The sequence below is a fragment of the Streptomyces sp. NPDC090083 genome, assembly GCF_044747445.1.
GTDB lineage: Bacteria > Actinomycetota > Actinomycetes > Streptomycetales > Streptomycetaceae > Streptomyces.
Genome location: NZ_JBIVED010000006.1, coordinates 461520 through 477040 on the forward strand (window position 1 = coordinate 461520; position 15521 = coordinate 477040).

At 74.3% G+C, this 15521-nt stretch carries 14 protein-coding genes; 10 read left to right on the plus strand and 4 right to left on the minus strand.

Translation table 11 applies throughout. The features are described 5' to 3' along the window. Window positions 1-33: 33 nt before the first annotated feature. Window positions 34-825: a hypothetical protein gene (locus ACIPTO_RS24055; RefSeq protein WP_401195372.1), complete on the plus strand. Its 792-nt coding sequence runs from the start codon at window positions 34-36 to the stop codon at window positions 823-825. A 13-nt stretch (window positions 826-838) separates the two neighbouring features. Here ACIPTO_RS24055 and ACIPTO_RS24060 read toward each other — a convergent pair whose 3' ends face one another. Then, window positions 839-2212: a sensor histidine kinase gene (locus tag ACIPTO_RS24060; RefSeq protein ID WP_401195375.1), complete on the minus strand. Its 1374-nt coding sequence runs from the start codon at window positions 2210-2212 to the stop codon at window positions 839-841. Further along, window positions 2209-2886, minus strand: coding sequence for a response regulator transcription factor (locus tag ACIPTO_RS24065; RefSeq protein WP_366318458.1), 678 nt, complete (start codon window positions 2884-2886; stop codon window positions 2209-2211). Before ACIPTO_RS24065 ends, ACIPTO_RS24060 begins: the two co-directional genes overlap by 4 nt. A gap of 131 nt (window positions 2887-3017) precedes the next feature. Here ACIPTO_RS24065 and ACIPTO_RS24070 point away from each other — a divergent pair, with 131 nt between their 5' ends. Further along, on the plus strand, window positions 3018-3848 hold the full coding sequence (locus ACIPTO_RS24070) for a hypothetical protein (protein ID WP_401195378.1): 831 nt from the start codon (window positions 3018-3020) through the stop codon (window positions 3846-3848). A gap of 154 nt (window positions 3849-4002) precedes the next feature. Here the strand turns inward: ACIPTO_RS24070 and ACIPTO_RS24075 are convergent, their stop codons facing one another. After that, complete coding sequence (locus ACIPTO_RS24075; RefSeq protein WP_366318454.1) at window positions 4003-4662, minus strand: response regulator transcription factor; 660 nt, start codon at window positions 4660-4662, stop codon at window positions 4003-4005. Window positions 4663-4727: 65 nt separating this feature from the next. Continuing rightward, complete coding sequence (locus ACIPTO_RS24080; RefSeq protein ID WP_366318452.1) at window positions 4728-6017, minus strand: sensor domain-containing protein; 1290 nt, start codon at window positions 6015-6017, stop codon at window positions 4728-4730. 166 nt (window positions 6018-6183) lie between these two features. On the opposite strand from ACIPTO_RS24080, the gene ACIPTO_RS24085 reads away from it, so the two are divergent. The 8 genes from ACIPTO_RS24085 (at window position 6184) to ACIPTO_RS24120 (ending at window position 15485) form a co-directional block, all read left to right on the plus strand. Next, the gene (locus tag ACIPTO_RS24085) at window positions 6184-6393 is read left to right on the plus strand and encodes a hypothetical protein (protein WP_366318450.1); all 210 of its coding nucleotides are present in this window, start codon (window positions 6184-6186) and stop codon (window positions 6391-6393) included. Beyond that, entirely contained in the window at window positions 6390-7148 is a 759-nt protein-coding gene (locus ACIPTO_RS24090) for an ABC transporter ATP-binding protein (RefSeq protein WP_401195382.1), read from the plus strand. The genes ACIPTO_RS24085 and ACIPTO_RS24090 overlap by 4 nt, the downstream gene beginning before the upstream one ends. A gap of 3 nt (window positions 7149-7151) precedes the next feature. Then, on the plus strand, window positions 7152-9683 hold the full coding sequence (locus ACIPTO_RS24095; protein ID WP_401195384.1) for an FtsX-like permease family protein: 2532 nt from the start codon (window positions 7152-7154) through the stop codon (window positions 9681-9683). A gap of 191 nt (window positions 9684-9874) precedes the next feature. Continuing rightward, entirely contained in the window at window positions 9875-11092 is a 1218-nt protein-coding gene (locus ACIPTO_RS24100; RefSeq protein ID WP_401195386.1) for a serine hydrolase domain-containing protein, read from the plus strand. Window positions 11093-11246: 154 nt separating this feature from the next. Then, window positions 11247-12539: an FAD-dependent oxidoreductase gene (locus ACIPTO_RS24105; protein ID WP_366319150.1), complete on the plus strand. Its 1293-nt coding sequence runs from the start codon at window positions 11247-11249 to the stop codon at window positions 12537-12539. A gap of 41 nt (window positions 12540-12580) precedes the next feature. Continuing rightward, entirely contained in the window at window positions 12581-13369 is a 789-nt protein-coding gene (locus ACIPTO_RS24110; protein WP_401195389.1) for a DUF1365 domain-containing protein, read from the plus strand. Beyond that, the gene (locus tag ACIPTO_RS24115) at window positions 13366-14682 is read left to right on the plus strand and encodes a class I SAM-dependent methyltransferase (protein WP_401195392.1); all 1317 of its coding nucleotides are present in this window, start codon (window positions 13366-13368) and stop codon (window positions 14680-14682) included. Before ACIPTO_RS24110 ends, ACIPTO_RS24115 begins: the two co-directional genes overlap by 4 nt. Beyond that, a complete protein-coding gene (locus ACIPTO_RS24120; protein WP_401195395.1) occupies window positions 14679-15485 on the plus strand; it encodes a DUF1295 domain-containing protein in 807 nt (268 codons plus the stop codon). Before ACIPTO_RS24115 ends, ACIPTO_RS24120 begins: the two co-directional genes overlap by 4 nt. Window positions 15486-15521: the final 36 nt, after the last annotated feature.

Genomic DNA, 15521 nt, shown 5'->3' on the forward strand with positions numbered 1-15521 from the left:
GGCGCGGGCCGGACCCCGTGTCAGGGTGCCGCCATGACGACAGATCACCTCACCCACGACCGGCCTCCGCGCCACATTCCGCACGCGGCGAGCAAAGTGCCGGAGGTGACCGTCTACTTCTGGATCATCAAGGTGCTGACCACCGGCATGGGCGAGACGGCCTCCGACTTCCTCGCCCATCTGTTCGGCCCGGTCCCGGCGGTCGGCCTCGGCGGGCTCGCCCTCGTGGCGGCGCTGGCGGTCCAGTTCACCGCCCGCCGGTACGTCGCCTGGATCTACTGGACGGCGATCGTCATGGTCAGCGTCTTCGGCACGATGGCCGCGGACGTGCTGCACGTCGGGCTCGGCGTGCCCTACGCCCTCTCGACCCCGTTCTTCCTGCTCGCGCTGGCCGCCGTCTTCGCGCTCTGGTACGCGAGCGAGCGCACCCTGTCGATCCACGGCATCACCACCCGCCGCCGCGAGACCTTCTACTGGGCCGCCGTCCTCGCCACCTTCGCCCTCGGCACCGCCGCGGGCGACCTCACCGCCACCATCGGCCTCGGCTACCTCGGCTCCGCCGTCCTGTACGCGGTGGCCATCGCCGTCCCCGCCGTCGCCCACCGCGCCGGCCGGATGGGCGCGGTCCTCGCCTTCTGGTCCGCCTACGTCATCACCCGCCCGCTCGGCGCCTCCGTCGCCGACTGGATGGCCGTCGGCCACGGCCGGGGCGGCCTCGCGCTGGGACTCGGCCCGGTCACGGCGGCCTGGACGCTGGCGATCCTCGCCTTCGTCGGCTACCTCGCGTCCACGGGCAAGGACGTCCGCCGGGACACCGCGGTGTGACCCGGCGCCGCCGTCACCCCGCCGGAAGGGCGATCACGAACCGGGCTCCGGGTGCGGGCCCGGGGTCGTAGGAGACCTCGCCGCCCGAGGAGCGGGCCAGCCGGCGGGCCAGCGGCAGGCCCAGGCCCGCGCCGCCGTGGCCGTCGCCGGGGTCCGCGCGGCGGCCGGGTTCGAAGAGGTGCGCCGCGAACCCGGGCGGTACGCCGGGCCCGTCGTCGACGACGTCCAGGCGTACGCCGTCGGGCGCGCGGTGCACGCGGACGGCGACGGTGGTGCGGGCGTAGCGGCAGGCGTTGGCGAGGAGGGGGCTGACGATGCGTTCGAGGCGGGCGGGCGGGACGCCCGCCGTCAGCGGCGGGCCGTCGACGGCCACCGTCAAGTGGCCCGGCACACCGAGGAGTTCGACGAGCCGGTGCAGCGTGGGCAGCACCTCGGCGACACCCGGAGCGGTCGGGGCGTCCTCGCGGGCGTCGGCCAGGAGCGTGTCGCAGATGGTGCGCATGGACTCGGCGGCGTCCCCGATGACCTGGTGGGTGGCGCGGGTCTGCCCGGCGGTGCGCGGTCGCGTCCGCCACCAGTCGAGTTCGGCGACGATCCGGCTCAGCGGGGTGCGAAGTTCGTGCGACAGCTCCCCGGTGAGCTGGCGTTCGTGGCGCAGGAGGGACCGGATGCGGTCGAGGATGGAGTCCAACGACGCCCCGAGCGCGGCGAGTTCGGCGGGTTGCCGGAGACCGCCGAACCGTTCCCCGGACGCCACGGCGCTCCACTGCGCGGCCTGCTCGGTCATCGTCCGCACGGGCCGCAGCGCACGGCCGACCGCCAGCCGGGTCAGCCCGTAGGTGCAGGCGAGCATGACCGCGTCCAGGGCGAGCGAGCCCATGAGGAGGGTGTGGGCCGAACTCCGGTACGGGGCGAGGTCGAGCGCGGTGACCACGGTGGCCGCGCTCCGCCCGCCGCGCACCGGCCGGGAGCACAGCCGCAGGGTGCCGCGCGGCTCGGCGGTGACGCAGGACGGTCCGCTCCGCGCCGCGAGCGCGCCGGCGGCCCGGTTCAGGGGGCCGTCGCCCGGCGGCCCCTCCAGCAGCCGGTGTCCGTCGTAGATCCACACGTCGGCGTCGAGGAGGTCGTCGTGCGGGGTCTCCAGGACGCGGACGTCCGGCCCGCCGGTGTCCACGGTCGTGGCGACGGCGGCGGCCCGGGTGCGCAGCTCGTCGTCCGCCTGGTGCTGAAGCCGGTGCCCGGCCACGGTGTTGAAGGCGACGGTGAGGACGAGCATCAGCAGGGCGGCGGTGGTGAGCGCGACGAGGGAGAGCCGGCCCCGGAGGGTGCGGGGCGCGAGCGGGAGCGCGGTCACCGTGCCGAGCGGCCCGCCCCGGGTGCCGTTCATGACAGGCGGTGTCCGACCCCGCGGGCGGTGCCGATCGTGCGGGTGCTGCCCGCCGCGCGGAGTTTGCGGCGGAGGCGGGTCAGGTACTGGTCGAGGGTGTTGTCGTGGACGCGGGCGCCCTCGGGCCAGGCCGCGCGGACCAGTTCGCGGCGGCCCACGAGCCCGCCCGAGGCCGCCATGAGCGCGGCCAGCAGACGGAACTCGGTCGGGGTCAGCCCGACCCGGGTGTCCCGGACGCCGACCGCGTGCCGTACGGCGTCCAGGATCAGGTCCCCTTCCGGCGGCTCGGGCTCCGGGGCGGCGGGCGGGCGCGCGGTCCGCTGGAGTGCCGCCCGCAGCCGGGCCGCGAGCTCGACGAGATGGAACGGCTTGGTCAGATAGTCGTCGCCGCCCGCCGAGAATCCGGACAGCCGGTCGGGCAGCCGGTGCTGGGCGGTGAGGAAGACGACCGGGGAGCGGAAGCCGTTCGCCCGCAGCGCCTGGCACACGTCCCGTCCGTCGGCGTCGGGCAGCCCGATGTCGAGCACGACGGCGGCGATGTCTGCACCGGCCAGCCGCAGCGCGGTCGCCCCGTCCGGCGCGGGCACGGTGTCGAACTCCTCGTCGCGCAGCCCGCGCATCAGCACGTCCCGCAGGGTGTGGTCGTCCTCGACGACCAGGATGGCCGGGCGCATGGTCCTCCCTGTGCTGACTGCCGCGACTGTGGTGACTACAGTCATGTAGACGGTCTACCGAACTGTAGACGACCGCGGCGCCCCGCGGCAGTCAGGATGCGTTCAGGCACCCGCTGGCACCGTCGCACCCCATGACCCACGAGATCCCCCGCGGCCGCGACACCGCCGCCCCGCCGCCACCCGGCCTGCCCCGTCCCCGCCGCCCGCGCCGCAACAAGGTCCCCGAAGTCACCGCGTACTTCTGGATCATCAAGGTGCTGTGCACGACGGTCGGCGAGACCGCGGCCGACCTGCTCAACGAGAAGGCGGGCCTGGGCCTGACCGGGGTGTCGCTGCTGATGAGCGCCCTGCTCGCGGTCGTCCTGGCCGTCCAGTTCCGTACGGCCGCCTACCGCGCGGGCGTCTACTGGCTCGCCGTCGCCCTCATCAGCGTGGTCGGCACCCTGATCAGCGACAACCTCACCGACAACATGGGCGTCCCGCTGGAGACCACCACCACGGTGTTCGCGCTCGCCCTCGCGGCCGTCTTCGTCGTCTGGTACCGGCGCGAGCGGACCCTGTCGATCCACAGCATCGACACGACGGGCCGCGAGGCCTACTACTGGCTGGCCGTCCTGTTCACCTTCGCCCTCGGCACCGCGGCCGGCGACCTGGTCTCCGAGCGCCTGAACCTCGGCTACTGGCTCGCCGCGGCCCTCTTCGCCCTCGCCATCGGCGCGGTCGCGGTCGCCCACCGCGCGCTGGGCCTGGACGCGGTGTGGAGCTTCTGGATCGCCTACGTCCTCACCCGCCCGCTCGGCGCCTCGATCGGCGACTACCTCTCCCAGCCCACCGGCGACGGCGGCATCGGCCTGGGCACCGTCGTCACCAGCGCGCTGTTCCTGGCCGTCATCCTCGGCCTGGTCGTCCACCTGGCGGTGACCCGCAAGGACGTCATCGAGCCGGCGGCGCAGGGCGGTTGACCGCGGGCGCGGGACGCCGCCCCGGGCGACGACGGCGACCGTCCCGGCCTGCTGGACGGCGTCCACGCCCTCCTGGAGCGTGCTCCGGTGCCGGGACATCAGCAGGAGTCCGCCGTACCGCCTGCCGTACCGAGGAAGGTGACCCGGCGGCCGGTCACGCCTGGCGCCGCAGGTCCTCCAGATAGCGCAGGACCGCCGCGACCCGGCGGTCGACCTGGTCCGTGGGGGACAGGTCGAGCTTGGCGAAGATGCTGCGGATGTGTTTGTGGACGGCGCCGTCGGTGACGACGAGCTTTCCGGCGATGGCGGAGTTGCCCAACCCCTCGGCCATCAGGGCGAGTACGTCGCGTTCGCGCGGGCTGAGCCGGTCGAGCCGGGTGTCCTGGCGGGAGCGGGTGAAGAGCTGGGCGACGACCTCGGGGTCGATGGCGGTGCCGCCCGCCGCCACCCGGTGCAGCGCGTCGAGGAACTCCTCGACCCGGCCCACCCGTTCCTTCAGCAGATACCCCAGCCCGCCGACCCCGCCGCCGAGCAGCTCGGTGGCGAAGCTCTGCTCGACGTAGGCGGACAGCACGAGCACCGCGAGGTCGGGGCGCCGCCGCCGGGCCTCGACGGCGGCGACGATCCCCTCGTCGGTGTGGGTCGGCGGCATCCGCACATCGAGGATGGCCACGTCCGGCTTGTGGACGTCGATGGCGTCCAGGGCCTCGTCCGGGGTGCCGGCGGTGGCCACCACGTCCAGGCCCTCCGCGCGCAGCAGCAGGGCGAGCCCCTCCCGCAGCAGCGCGTCGTCCTCGGCGATCACGATCCGCATGTCCGTCCGTCCTCCTGGTTCGAGTACCGCATCGCAGGCTCTCAACGCTCGTCCCGGTTCCCGCCTCACGTACCGCGCGGGAGATCCACGGCCAGGACGGTCGGCCCGCCCGCCGGGCTGCTCAGGGTGAGGGCGCCGTCGTGCGCGGCGACACGGCGCCGGATGCCGGTGAGACCCGAGCCGCCCTCCGCGTCCGCGCCGCCCCGGCCGTCGTCCTCCACGCGCAGCAGCAGCCGGTCGCCGCTGCCGCGTGCCGTGACCGTCGCGTGCCGCGCCCCGCTGTGCTTGGCGATGTTGGTCAGGGCCTCGGCGACGACGAAGTAGGCGGTGGCCTCGACGGAGGCCGCGCAGCGCACGGGCACGTCCACGTCGGTCCGGCACGGCACCGCGCAGTCCGCGGCGAGACCGGAGAGCGCGCCCGCGAGACCCCGGTCGGCGAGCACCGGCGGGAGGATGCCGCGCGCGACCGTGCGCAGTTCGGCCAGCGCCTGTTCGGCGGCGGACTGGGCGCGTTCGAGGAGTTCGTCGGCGCCGTCCGGGTCGCGGGCCACCATGCGGCGGGCCGCGCCCAGCAGCACGGCCACCGAGACGAGCCTGTTCTGCGCGCCGTCGTGCAACGACCGCTCGATCCGCCGGAGTTCGGTGGCATGGGCGTCGAGCGCGGCGGCCCGGGTGGCGGTCAGCTCGGCGACCCGCAGGGAGAGGTCCACATCGGGCCCGGCCGCCAGCAGCAGCCGTCCCGGGGCCGACTGGAGCCGGGCCATGCCGGGCGTCAGCCCCAGGATGATGGCGATCCAGCCGATGCCGAGCAGTGCCACGGCGAGGGCGTCCGGCCAGGTGTGCGCGTTGCCGACGCCGAGTGAGGTGGCCGTCGTGTCTGCGGGCATGAACGTCCAGTACAGCGGGAACGCGGTGTCCCGCACCGCGAGGACCGGCAGCAGCACACCGGCCGTGCCGAGCAGCGCCCCGGCGGTGGAGTGCCGTACCAGCCAGCGCAGTTCACGGCGGGTGGCGGGGTCGACGAGGGCCGCCCGCAGCCGGGTGGGCGGTGGCTCCGGGGCGGCGACCTCGGGGCCCCAGCGGGCGAGCCGGTCCCGCTCCCGTCCGGCCAGGGAGTGCAGGGCGCGCAGCGCCGCGGGCGCCGTCAGCAGGCCCACCCCGACCAGGCTCGTCACGGCGGTGAGGGCCAGCCACAGCATCAACAGCCCCGCCCGCAGTGCCGTGTTGAGGCCGGAGGCGAGCTGCGCGACGGCACGGGCGGCGGCGCGCAGGGTCCGCAGCGCGATGTCCCCGGCGCTCTCGCGGGGGACGGCCGCGACCGCCTCGTCACCGGCCTCGCGCGTGCTCGCTGTCATGCGAGGGACCCTATGCCGAACGGGGGTTCCCCGGGGGCGTGGGAAGCGGGGAGTACAGCCTGCTGTACCCCGAACCGGGCGGGCTGCGGGATCGGCCGCGGGGGGTGCCGGTCCATAGCGTCGGTGACGACAGGACGTACGGCACACGACCACGGGAGAAGCACCCATGCCGGACCCGACGACCACCGATCCCGAGCGGCTCAGCCCCGGGGACATCGCCCGCACCCTGCTGTGGACCGCGGTGGTGACCAGCGCGGTCGCCAACATGGCGGCGTCCTTCGGCGGCGCCGACACCTGGGTGCACCTGGTGTGCGGCGCGGTCACCGTGCTGTGCGCGGGCACCCTCGCCGTACGCGCCCTGCGGGGCCGGCGATGAAGCACATCCGGAACACCGCCGCGCATCCCGCCGTGACCGCCGCCGCCATCGCCCTGGAAGGCGTCAGCAAGGCCTACCCCGGGGGCGTACGGGCCCTGGACGACGTGTCGTTGACCGTGGAGCGCGGCACCTTCCTCGCCGTGATGGGGCCGTCCGGGTCCGGCAAGAGCACGCTGATGCACTGTGCCGCCGGGCTCGACTCCCCGACGTCGGGCAGCGTCCGCATCGACGGCCGGGAGATCGCCGGGCTCGACGAGACCAGACGGACCGAACTCCGGCGCGAGCGCGTGGGGTTCGTGTTCCAGGCGTACAACCTGATCCCGTCCCTCTCCATCGAGGACAACATCACCCTGCCGCTCAGGCTGGCGGGCCGCACCGCCGACCGCGACTGGCTGCGCACGCTGGTCGAGCGGGTCGGGCTGGCCGACCGGCTGTCCCACCGCCCGGCCGAACTGTCCGGCGGCCAGCAGCAACGGGCCGCCGTCGTACGGGCGTTGGTCGCCCGCCCCGCTGTCGTGTTCGCCGACGAGCCGACCGGCGCGCTCGATCTGCGCAGCGCCCACGACGTCCTCGGCCTGCTCCGCGACCTCGTCGACGACCTGCAGCAGACGGTCGTGATGGTCACCCACGACCCGGCCGCCGCCGCCCGCGCCCACCATGTGCTGGTGATGGCCGACGGCCGGGTCGTCGACGCCCTCAAGGCGCCCACCGCCGCCGAACTGGCGGGCCGCCTGGTCGAGTTGGGGAGGGCCTGAGCCATGTTCCGTCTCGCCCTGCAGATGGTCGGCCACCGCGTCACCGCCCTGATCGCCGTGGCCTGCGCGGTCCTCGGCGGCGCGGCCCTGATCACCGCCACCGGCGTCCTCGCCGAGTCCGGCCTCCGCTCCCACCTGCCCGCGGGCCGCCTCGCCGGAGCCTCCGTCGTGATCGCCGCCGACCAGGAGTTCCACCCGCCCGGCGACCTCCCGCTCGCCCTCCCCGAACGCCACCGCGTCCCGGCCCGGCTCGTCGGCGAACTCGGCGGACTGCCGGGCGTGACCGCCGCCGTCGGCGACATCGGCTTCCCCGCCGCTCTCGTCGACGCGCACGGCCGGGTCGTGACGGTGCCGTCCGGGGACCCGCAGGTGACGGGGCACGGCTGGTCGTCCACGAAGCTGCTGGCCGACGCACGCGTCCGGGGCAGCGCGCCGGCCGGCGCCGACGAGGTCGCGGTGGACGACAGGACCGCCGCGGCGGCCGGGATCGAGCCGGGCGACCGCGTCGAGGTCGTCGTCGGCTCCCGCCCCGCGACCGGCTATCGCGTGTCGGCGGTCGTCACCGCCCCGGTCGCCGGTGTCTACTTCGCGGACCGGACGGCCGCAGGACTGTCCGGCCTGTCCGACCGTGTCGACCTGGTCGGTCTGCGCACCGCGCCCGGCGCCGAGTCACGGGTCGCCGCCGACGTCCGTACGAAGCTGCGGGGCACCGGACTCCTGGCCGTCACCGGAGCCGGGCGGGGCGACACGGCGGCGCCCGGGGCCGGAGCCTCGCGGTCGCTGCTGGTGCTGCTGGCCGGTTCGCTGTCCGGGATCGTGCTGCTGATCACCGGGTTCGTGATGGCGAGCGCGCTGGCCGTGGCGATCGGCGGGCAGCGGCGGGACCTGGCGCTGATGCGGGCGGTGGGCGCGACGCCGAGGCAGATCCGGCGGCTGGCCGCCGCGCAGTCGACCGTCGTCGCGGCCGTCGCCGTGGCACCCGGGGTGGCGCTCGGGTATCTGCTGGCCGGACAGTTCAGGGGACTGCTCGCGGACCGAGGGGTGATACCGGACCAACTGCCGCTCACCTTCAGCCCGTTGCCCGCGCTCGCGGCGGTCGTGCTGATGCTGCTCGCCGTCCAGGTGTCGGCCCGGGGCTCGGCCTGGCGGACCTCGCGGATGCCGGCCACCGAGGCGGTCGCCGAGTCCCGCAGCGAGCCGCGTGATCCCTCGCGGGCCCGGACCCGGACCGGCGTGGCCGTCATCGCCGTGGCGACCGTGATGTCGGTGCTGCCGCTGTTCTCCCGTACGGTCATCGGCGCCACGGCGACCTCGATCGCCGGGATCGTCGGCGCGATCGGGCTGGCCCTGGCGGGCCCGGCGCTGGTGCGGGGCATCGGCGGGGCGGCGGCCCGTGCGACCCGGCACGGCGGCTCCGCGCCGACCTGGCTGGCGACGGCCAACCTGCGCGCCTACGCCCTGCGCAACGCGGGCATCGTCTCCACGCTGGCCATGGCGGTCGTGTTCGTGCTGACGTACACCTTCACCCAGACGACCGTCCTGGCCGCCACCGCGCAGGACACGACGGACGGCACCCTGGCCCAACTCCGGCTGAGCGCGCCCGCGTTGGGCGGACTGCCCGACGGCACGCCCGCCGCCGTACGGAAGACGCCGGGCGTACGGGCCGCCGCGCCCGTCGGTTCGACCACCGTGGTGTGGACGTACCGGCAGCTCGGCGACCCGGTGTCCGATGCGGGTCCCGCGACGATCCTCACCCCGGACGCGGCGGGCGTCCTCGACCTCGACGTACGGGACGGCAGCCTCGGCCGGCTCACCGGCGCGACCGTCGCCGTCAGCAGCGATGTCGCCCGGACCCGGTCCGCGACGGTCGGGCACACGGTGGACCTGGTCCTCGGGGACGGCACGGAGGTCCATCCCGAGGTGGTCGCGGTCTACGGCCGCGGCCTCGGCTTCGGCACGGTCGTGCTGGCCCACGACCTCGCCGCCGGACACACCACGACGGCCCTCGACCAGTCCCTCCTGATCCGCACGGACGGCACGGAGCAGGCCCGCCGGAACGTCACGGCGTTCGCCGCGTCCCACCCCGGCCTGACCCTCGGACCCGCCCACTCCCCGTCCACCGGCGGCCTGAAGGACGCACCGCCCGAGGTGTGGATCAACCTCGCCACGATCGTGGTCCTGCTCGTCTACCTCCTGCTGAGCATCGCCAACAAGCTCGTCGCGGCCACCGCCCAGCGCCGGGTCGAACTGGGCGCCCTCCGCCTCAACGGCACCACCCCCCGGCAGATCCGGGCGATGATGCGCCGCGAGGCCGCGATGACGGCGGCGACCGCGCTCACCGCGGCCCTGCTGCTCTCCGCGGTCCCGCTGGCCCTGCTGGGCCAGGGCTTCCTCGGTCACCCCTGGCCGGCGGGCCCGGTCTGGCTCCTGCCCGGCCTCACCCTCACGGTGACGCTCACCGCCTTCCTCACCATCGAACTGCCCACCCGCCAGGCACTGCGGACCCCGCCGGCGGACGCGATCCGGGCGCAGTGACCGGCCGCCCCCTGACCGGCCGCCCCCGTCCACCGCCCCGGAGGACACGCGTGCCGCAGGCGAACATCGGTCCGATCGAGTGGTCTCCGGGGGACGCGTGCCGCAGGACGGTCGTGCGGCGGCGCGCGGATGGTGCCGTGGAACTCCCACCCTGACGCACCCGCCCCCCGATCCGGAAGAAGCGCCCCCACATGCGACGTACTCCTCCCCGACGACTCCTCGCGGCCGCGCTGCTGGCGGCGTCCGTGCTGGTCGCCCCGATGACGGCCGCGCCGGCCGCGACCGCCGTCGGCGCGGCCCGTGCCCACGGCGGTGACCACGACGCGTGCTCCACGGGCGCCGGGCTCGGCCGGGGGATGGCGGCCCGGCTGGACAAGGCCATCGCCGGGGTCCGGCGGGACGCCAAAATCCCTGGTGTCGCCGTCGGACTGTGGATGCCGGGCAAGGGCTGCTACGTCCGCGCGACCGGCGTCGCCGACAAGGCCACGGGGCGCCCGATGAGCACCGGCTTCTCCTCGCGGATCGGCAGCGAGACCAAGACCTTCACCGTCACCGCGCTGCTCCAGCTCGTCGACGAGGGACGCGTCCGCCTCGACGACCCGGTCGACCGCTACGTCCGGGGCGTACCGAACGGCCGCCGCATCACCCTGCGCCACCTGGCCGAGATGCGCAGCGGACTGTTCCCGTACAGCGCCGACGCCGACTTCGCGCACGACCTGCTGAGCGACCCGTACCGCACGTTCACCCCGCGTGAGCTGCTCGCGTACGGCTACAAGCACCGCAACACCGGCGCGCCCGGCAAGGTGTTCGTCTACAACAACAGCAACCTCGTGCTGCTCGGCCTGGTCATCGAGAAGGTCACCGGCCACCATGTCGCCGACGTCATCGAGCGGCGGGTGCTGCGCCCGGCCCACCTGGAGCACACGCTGTTCCCCGACGGCCCGACCGTCCGCGAGTTCCCCGAGCCGCACGCGCACGGCTACACCAACCAGACGCTGACCGGCGCGGTCACCGACTCCACCGACTGGAACCCGAGCTGGGCCTGGTCGGCCGGCGCGATGATCTCGGACCTGCACGATCTGCGCAGCTGGGCGAAGACCGTCGCCACCGGCACCCTGCTCAGCCCGGAGACCCAGAAGCAGCGCCTGAAGGTGCTGCCGACCGGCTTCCCCGGCCTCGACTACGGCCTCGGGATCTTCGAGACCGGCGGCTGGATCGGGCACAACGGGTCCATCCCGGGCTACGAGTCCGTGACGGTCTACCTCCCCGCCCTCAAGGCGACCCTGGTCGTGCTGCTCAACACCGACATCACCACCGGCGGCCAGGAGCCGTCCACCCTGGTCGCCCGCGCGGTCACGCAGATCGCCACCCCCGGCCACGTCTACGACGGCTCCACCCCCACGCGCTAGAGCCCGCTCGGCACCCACCCCCAGGTCGTTGACCTGGGGGTTTCCTGTCGATCATGGCGGCCTCGGCACCCGTTTCGACATTCGGCCAATCCGACTTCCGACCTGATCCGGATTACGCGTGGATTCCTGACCTGCGGAAGGAGACGTGACGGAGATGGAGACGGAGACGGAGCGGACGGCGCGGTACGGGCGCCGGACCGCGGTGATCGGTTCCGGGGTGGCGGGGCTGACCGCCGCGTACCTCCTGGGCCGGGCCGGTCACGTCACCCTCTACGAGGCGGACGACCGGCTCGGCGGACACGCGCACACCCATGAACTGACCTCGCCGTACGACGGCCGGGTGCACCGCGTCGACTCCGGCTTCATCGTGCACAACCGGCGCACGTACCCACGCCTGCTGCGGCTCTTCGATGAACTCGGCGTCCCCACCCAGGAGTCGGAGATGAGCATGTCGGTCCGCTGCGAGGGCTGCGGACTGGAGTACGCCGGTGCGCGCGGTCCCGTCGGGCTCTTCGCCCAGCCCCGCAACCTCCTGCGCTCCCGCTATCTGCGGCTGCTCGCCGAGGTGCCCCGCTTCCACCGCGCGGCCCGCCGCCTGCTGGCCCGGGGCGGCCAGGAGTCGCTCACCCTGGGGGAGTTCCTGGACCGGGAGGGCTACTCCGCCTACTTCCGCTCGCACTTCGTCACGCCGATGGTGTCGGCCGTCTGGTCCTGCGACGCCGTCACCGCCCAGCGCTACCCGGCCGCCTATCTGTTCCGCTTCCTGGCGCACCACGGCATGCTGTCGATCGGCGGCTCGCCCGTGTGGCGCACGGTCACCGGCGGCTCGCGCACCTACGTCGACCGCGTCGCCAAGCACATCGGCGAGATCCGGACCAACACCCCCGTGCGGTCCGTACGACGGTATCCCGACCGCGCCGAGGTCACCGCCGAGGACGGCACCACCGAGTCCTACGACGCCGTCGTGATCGCCGTCCACCCGGACCAGGCGCTCCGGCTCCTCGCCGAACCGACCGAGCTGGAGCGGGAGTTGCTCGGCGCGTTCCCGTACTCCCGCAACACCACGCTCCTGCACACCGACACCCGGCTGCTGCCCCGCGCGCCGGGCGCCCGCGCGTCCTGGAACCATCTGATGCCGTCCTGCGAGGTCGGCGCCGAACGGGTCCGGGTCAGCTACGACATGAACCGCCTCCAACGCCTCGACGCCGCCGAGACGTTCGTGGTCACCCTCGGCGGCGAGGACCGCGTCGACCCGGACCGGGTGCTGGCCCGCATGGTCTACGAACACCCCGTCTACACCCCGGAGTCGGTGGCCGCGCAGCAGCGGCTGCCCGAACTCGCCGGTGACGTCTGCGTGTTCGCGGGCGCCTATCACGGCTGGGGTTTCCACGAGGACGGGTGCCGGTCGGGTGTGGAGGCCGCGGCGGCGCTGGGGGTGCGCTGGTGAACAGGCAGGCGGCGTCGGTGAGTTCCGCACCGGGGGAGGCCGTGTCACCGCGGAGCGCCGTACCGGCGCTGTACTCCTGCACGATCGCCCACGTCCGCACCGCCCCGAGCCGTTACGCGCTGCGCCACCGCACGTACATGTGGCTCGTCGACCCCGACCGGCCGCCCCGGCTCCCCCGCCTGCTGCGCCCCCTGGCCCGCTTCGACCCGCGGGACCACTTCACCGGTGACGGGAGCGCGCCCTCGATCCGGGCCGGGCTCGACGCCTTCCTCGCCGGACACGGGGTGGACCTGGACGGCGGCCGGGTGGTGATGCTGGCCCACGCGCGGGTGTTCGGGTACGTGTTCAACCCGCTGACGCTGTACTGGTGCCACGGGCCCGACGAGCGGCTGCGGTGTGTGGTCGCCGAGGTGCACAACACCTACGGCGGACGGCACTGCTACCTCCTCCGGCCGGACGCGACCGGAACCGCGGACACGGAGAAGGCGCTGTACGTCTCGCCGTTCTTCCCGGTCGACGGCCACTACCGCATGCGGCTGCCGGTGCCCGGACCGCAGCTCTCCCTGACCGTGCACCTGGACCGCGAGGGCGGCCGTGCCTTCACCGCGACGGTACGGGGTACCCGGCGCGAGGCGAACACCGCGCGCCTGCTGCGGCTCGCGGTGCGCCACCCCTTGTCCACGCTCGCGGTCTCGGCCGCGATCCGGTTCCACGGCATCCGCCTCTACCTGCGGGGCCTGCCCGTCCAGCCCCGCCCCCCAGCGGGAGACCGCACCGGACTCCCGCCCGACGACCGCCCAGAGCACCGCACTTCGGAGACAGCGACATGACGACAGCAGAGCGCCGGGCCACCACCGGCACGCCCATCGCCAACGCCGGTGCGGTGTCCGCCAGCCACCCGCGCCCCGCCGCCCCCGCCCCCTGGCCCGACCTCGCCGCCATACCCCCCGCCTCCCGCCTCCGCACCGCCGTCACCAAGGCCCTCGTCCGCCGGGCCCTGGCCCGGCTCCCGCTGCGGGCACGGTTCGCGGGCGCCCCGGACATCGGCAAGGGCGGCCCGCTGATCGACGTCCGCGACCCGGCCGCGTTCCACGCCCGCATCGGCACCGAGGGACTCATCGGCTTCGGCGAGTCCTACATGGCCGGCGAGTGGGACGCCCCCGACCTGGTCGCCGCGCTGACCGTCCTGGCCGGTCACGCCGCCGAGCTGATCCCGGCCCCGCTGCAGCGGCTGCGCACCGTGTGGGCGCCCCGCCACCCGCACGGAGAGCGCAACACCCCCGACGGTTCGCGCGCCAACATCAGCCGCCACTACGACCTGTCGAACGACCTCTTCGCCCTCTTCCTCGACGACACCCTCAGCTACTCCTCCGCCGTCTTCCGGGGCTTCCCCGCGAGCCACGATCTCCTCCCGGCGGCCCAGCACCGCAAGATCGACCGCCTGTTGGACCTCGCGGACGTCGGCGAGGGCACCCGGCTCCTGGAGATCGGCACCGGCTGGGGCGAACTCGCCCTGCGGGCCGCGGCCCGGGGCGCCCACGTCACCTCGCTCACCCTCTCCCGCGAACAGCGCGACCTGGCCGTGGAACGGGTGCGCGCGGCGGGCCTCGGCGAGCGGGTCTCCATCGAACTGTGCGACTACCGCGAGGCGTCGGGGACGTACGACGCGGTCGTCAGCGTCGAGATGATCGAGGCGGTCGGCGCCGAGTTCTGGCCCGTGTACTTCGGCGCGCTGGACCAACGGCTCGCGCCCGGCGGCCGGTTGGCGCTCCAGGCCATCACCATGCCGCACGACCGGATGCTCGCCTCCCGGGACACCTTCACCTGGATCCACAAGTACGTCTTCCCCGGCGGCCTCATCCCCTCCACCGACGCGATCGAGGAGACCGTCCGCGACCACACCGGCCTGCGCCTCGCCCGCCGCGACGCCTTCGGCGCCCACTACGCCGAGACGCTGCGCCTGTGGCGCGAACGGTTCACCGAGCGGTCCGACGAGGTCGCCGCGCTCGGCTTCGACGAGGTCTTCCACCGGCTGTGGACCTTCTACCTCGCCTACTCCGAGGCCGGATTCCGCGCCGGCTACCTGGACGTCCAGCAGTACCTGTTCACCAAGCCGCACCCCGAGGCGCGGGACCCGCGATGAGCGGCTTCCCCTGGAGCGCCTTCGCGCTCAACCTCGCCTGGGCTGCGGCGGCCTCCCTCGCGGTGATGCTCGTGACCTTCGCCGTGGCGGTCCGCATCGGCGTGCACCGGATCGTCGACGTCGCCTGGGGTGCCGCCTTCGCGGCGGTGGCCGTGGTGACCTTCGCCGCCTCCGCCGACGAGGGCGATGTCGTACGACGGCTGCTGGTGACGGTGCTGACCGCGGTCTGGGGGCTGCGGCTGGCGATCCACATCGGGCGCCGGGGCCGAGGCCACGGCGAGGACCCGCGCTACGAGAAGATGCTGGCCAAGGCGCCCGGCAGCCGCAACGCGTACGCCCTGCGCATGGTCTACCTCCTCCAGGGCGCGCTGGTCTGGCTGGTGTCCCTGCCGGTGCAGGCGGCGCAGTACGTGCCGGGCCGTCCGCCGCTCCTCACCTACGTCGCCGGTACGGCGGTGTGGGCGGTCGGGATCGCGTTCGAGGCGGTCGGGGATGCCCAACTGGCCCGGTTCCGCGCCGATCCCGCGAACCGGGGCAAGCTCATGGACCGCGGTTTGTGGTCCTGGACCCGGCACCCGAACTACTTCGGTGACTTCTGCGTGTGGTGGGGGCTGTTCATCCTCACCTGCGACTCCTGGGCGGCGGCCTGTGTGTCCGTCGTATCGCCGCTGGTGATGAGCCTGTTGCTGACCCAGGGCAGCGGAAAGCGCCTCCTGGAGCGGCACATGGCCGACCGGCCGGGGTATGCCGAGTACCGTGCCCGCACCAGCGGTTTCTTCCCGCTCCCGCCGAGGCGCACGTGAGGAAGGGGTACGTCATCGAGGCAGAGCACGGCATCA

Excerpts from the sequence above, each read along its gene's own strand:
- ACIPTO_RS24090 (WP_401195382.1), top strand. The coding sequence starts at position 6,390 with ATGAAGCACATCCGGAACACCGCCGCGCATCCCGCCGTGACCGCCGCC.
- ACIPTO_RS24100 (WP_401195386.1), top strand. The coding sequence starts at position 9,875 with ATGCGACGTACTCCTCCCCGACGACTCCTCGCGGCCGCGCTGCTGGCG.
- ACIPTO_RS24085 (WP_366318450.1), top strand. The coding sequence starts at position 6,184 with ATGCCGGACCCGACGACCACCGATCCCGAGCGGCTCAGCCCCGGGGAC.
- ACIPTO_RS24060 (WP_401195375.1), bottom strand. The coding sequence starts at position 2,212 with ATGAACGGCACCCGGGGCGGGCCGCTCGGCACGGTGACCGCGCTCCCG.
- ACIPTO_RS24095 (WP_401195384.1), top strand. The coding sequence starts at position 7,152 with ATGTTCCGTCTCGCCCTGCAGATGGTCGGCCACCGCGTCACCGCCCTG.
- ACIPTO_RS24065 (WP_366318458.1), bottom strand. The coding sequence starts at position 2,886 with ATGCGCCCGGCCATCCTGGTCGTCGAGGACGACCACACCCTGCGGGAC.
- ACIPTO_RS24080 (WP_366318452.1), bottom strand. The coding sequence starts at position 6,017 with ATGACAGCGAGCACGCGCGAGGCCGGTGACGAGGCGGTCGCGGCCGTC.
- ACIPTO_RS24105 (WP_366319150.1), top strand. The coding sequence starts at position 11,247 with ATGGAGACGGAGACGGAGCGGACGGCGCGGTACGGGCGCCGGACCGCG.
- ACIPTO_RS24075 (WP_366318454.1), bottom strand. The coding sequence starts at position 4,662 with ATGCGGATCGTGATCGCCGAGGACGACGCGCTGCTGCGGGAGGGGCTC.
- ACIPTO_RS24070 (WP_401195378.1), top strand. The coding sequence starts at position 3,018 with ATGACCCACGAGATCCCCCGCGGCCGCGACACCGCCGCCCCGCCGCCA.
- ACIPTO_RS24120 (WP_401195395.1), top strand. The coding sequence starts at position 14,679 with ATGAGCGGCTTCCCCTGGAGCGCCTTCGCGCTCAACCTCGCCTGGGCT.
- ACIPTO_RS24055 (WP_401195372.1), top strand. The coding sequence starts at position 34 with ATGACGACAGATCACCTCACCCACGACCGGCCTCCGCGCCACATTCCG.
- ACIPTO_RS24115 (WP_401195392.1), top strand. The coding sequence starts at position 13,366 with ATGACGACAGCAGAGCGCCGGGCCACCACCGGCACGCCCATCGCCAAC.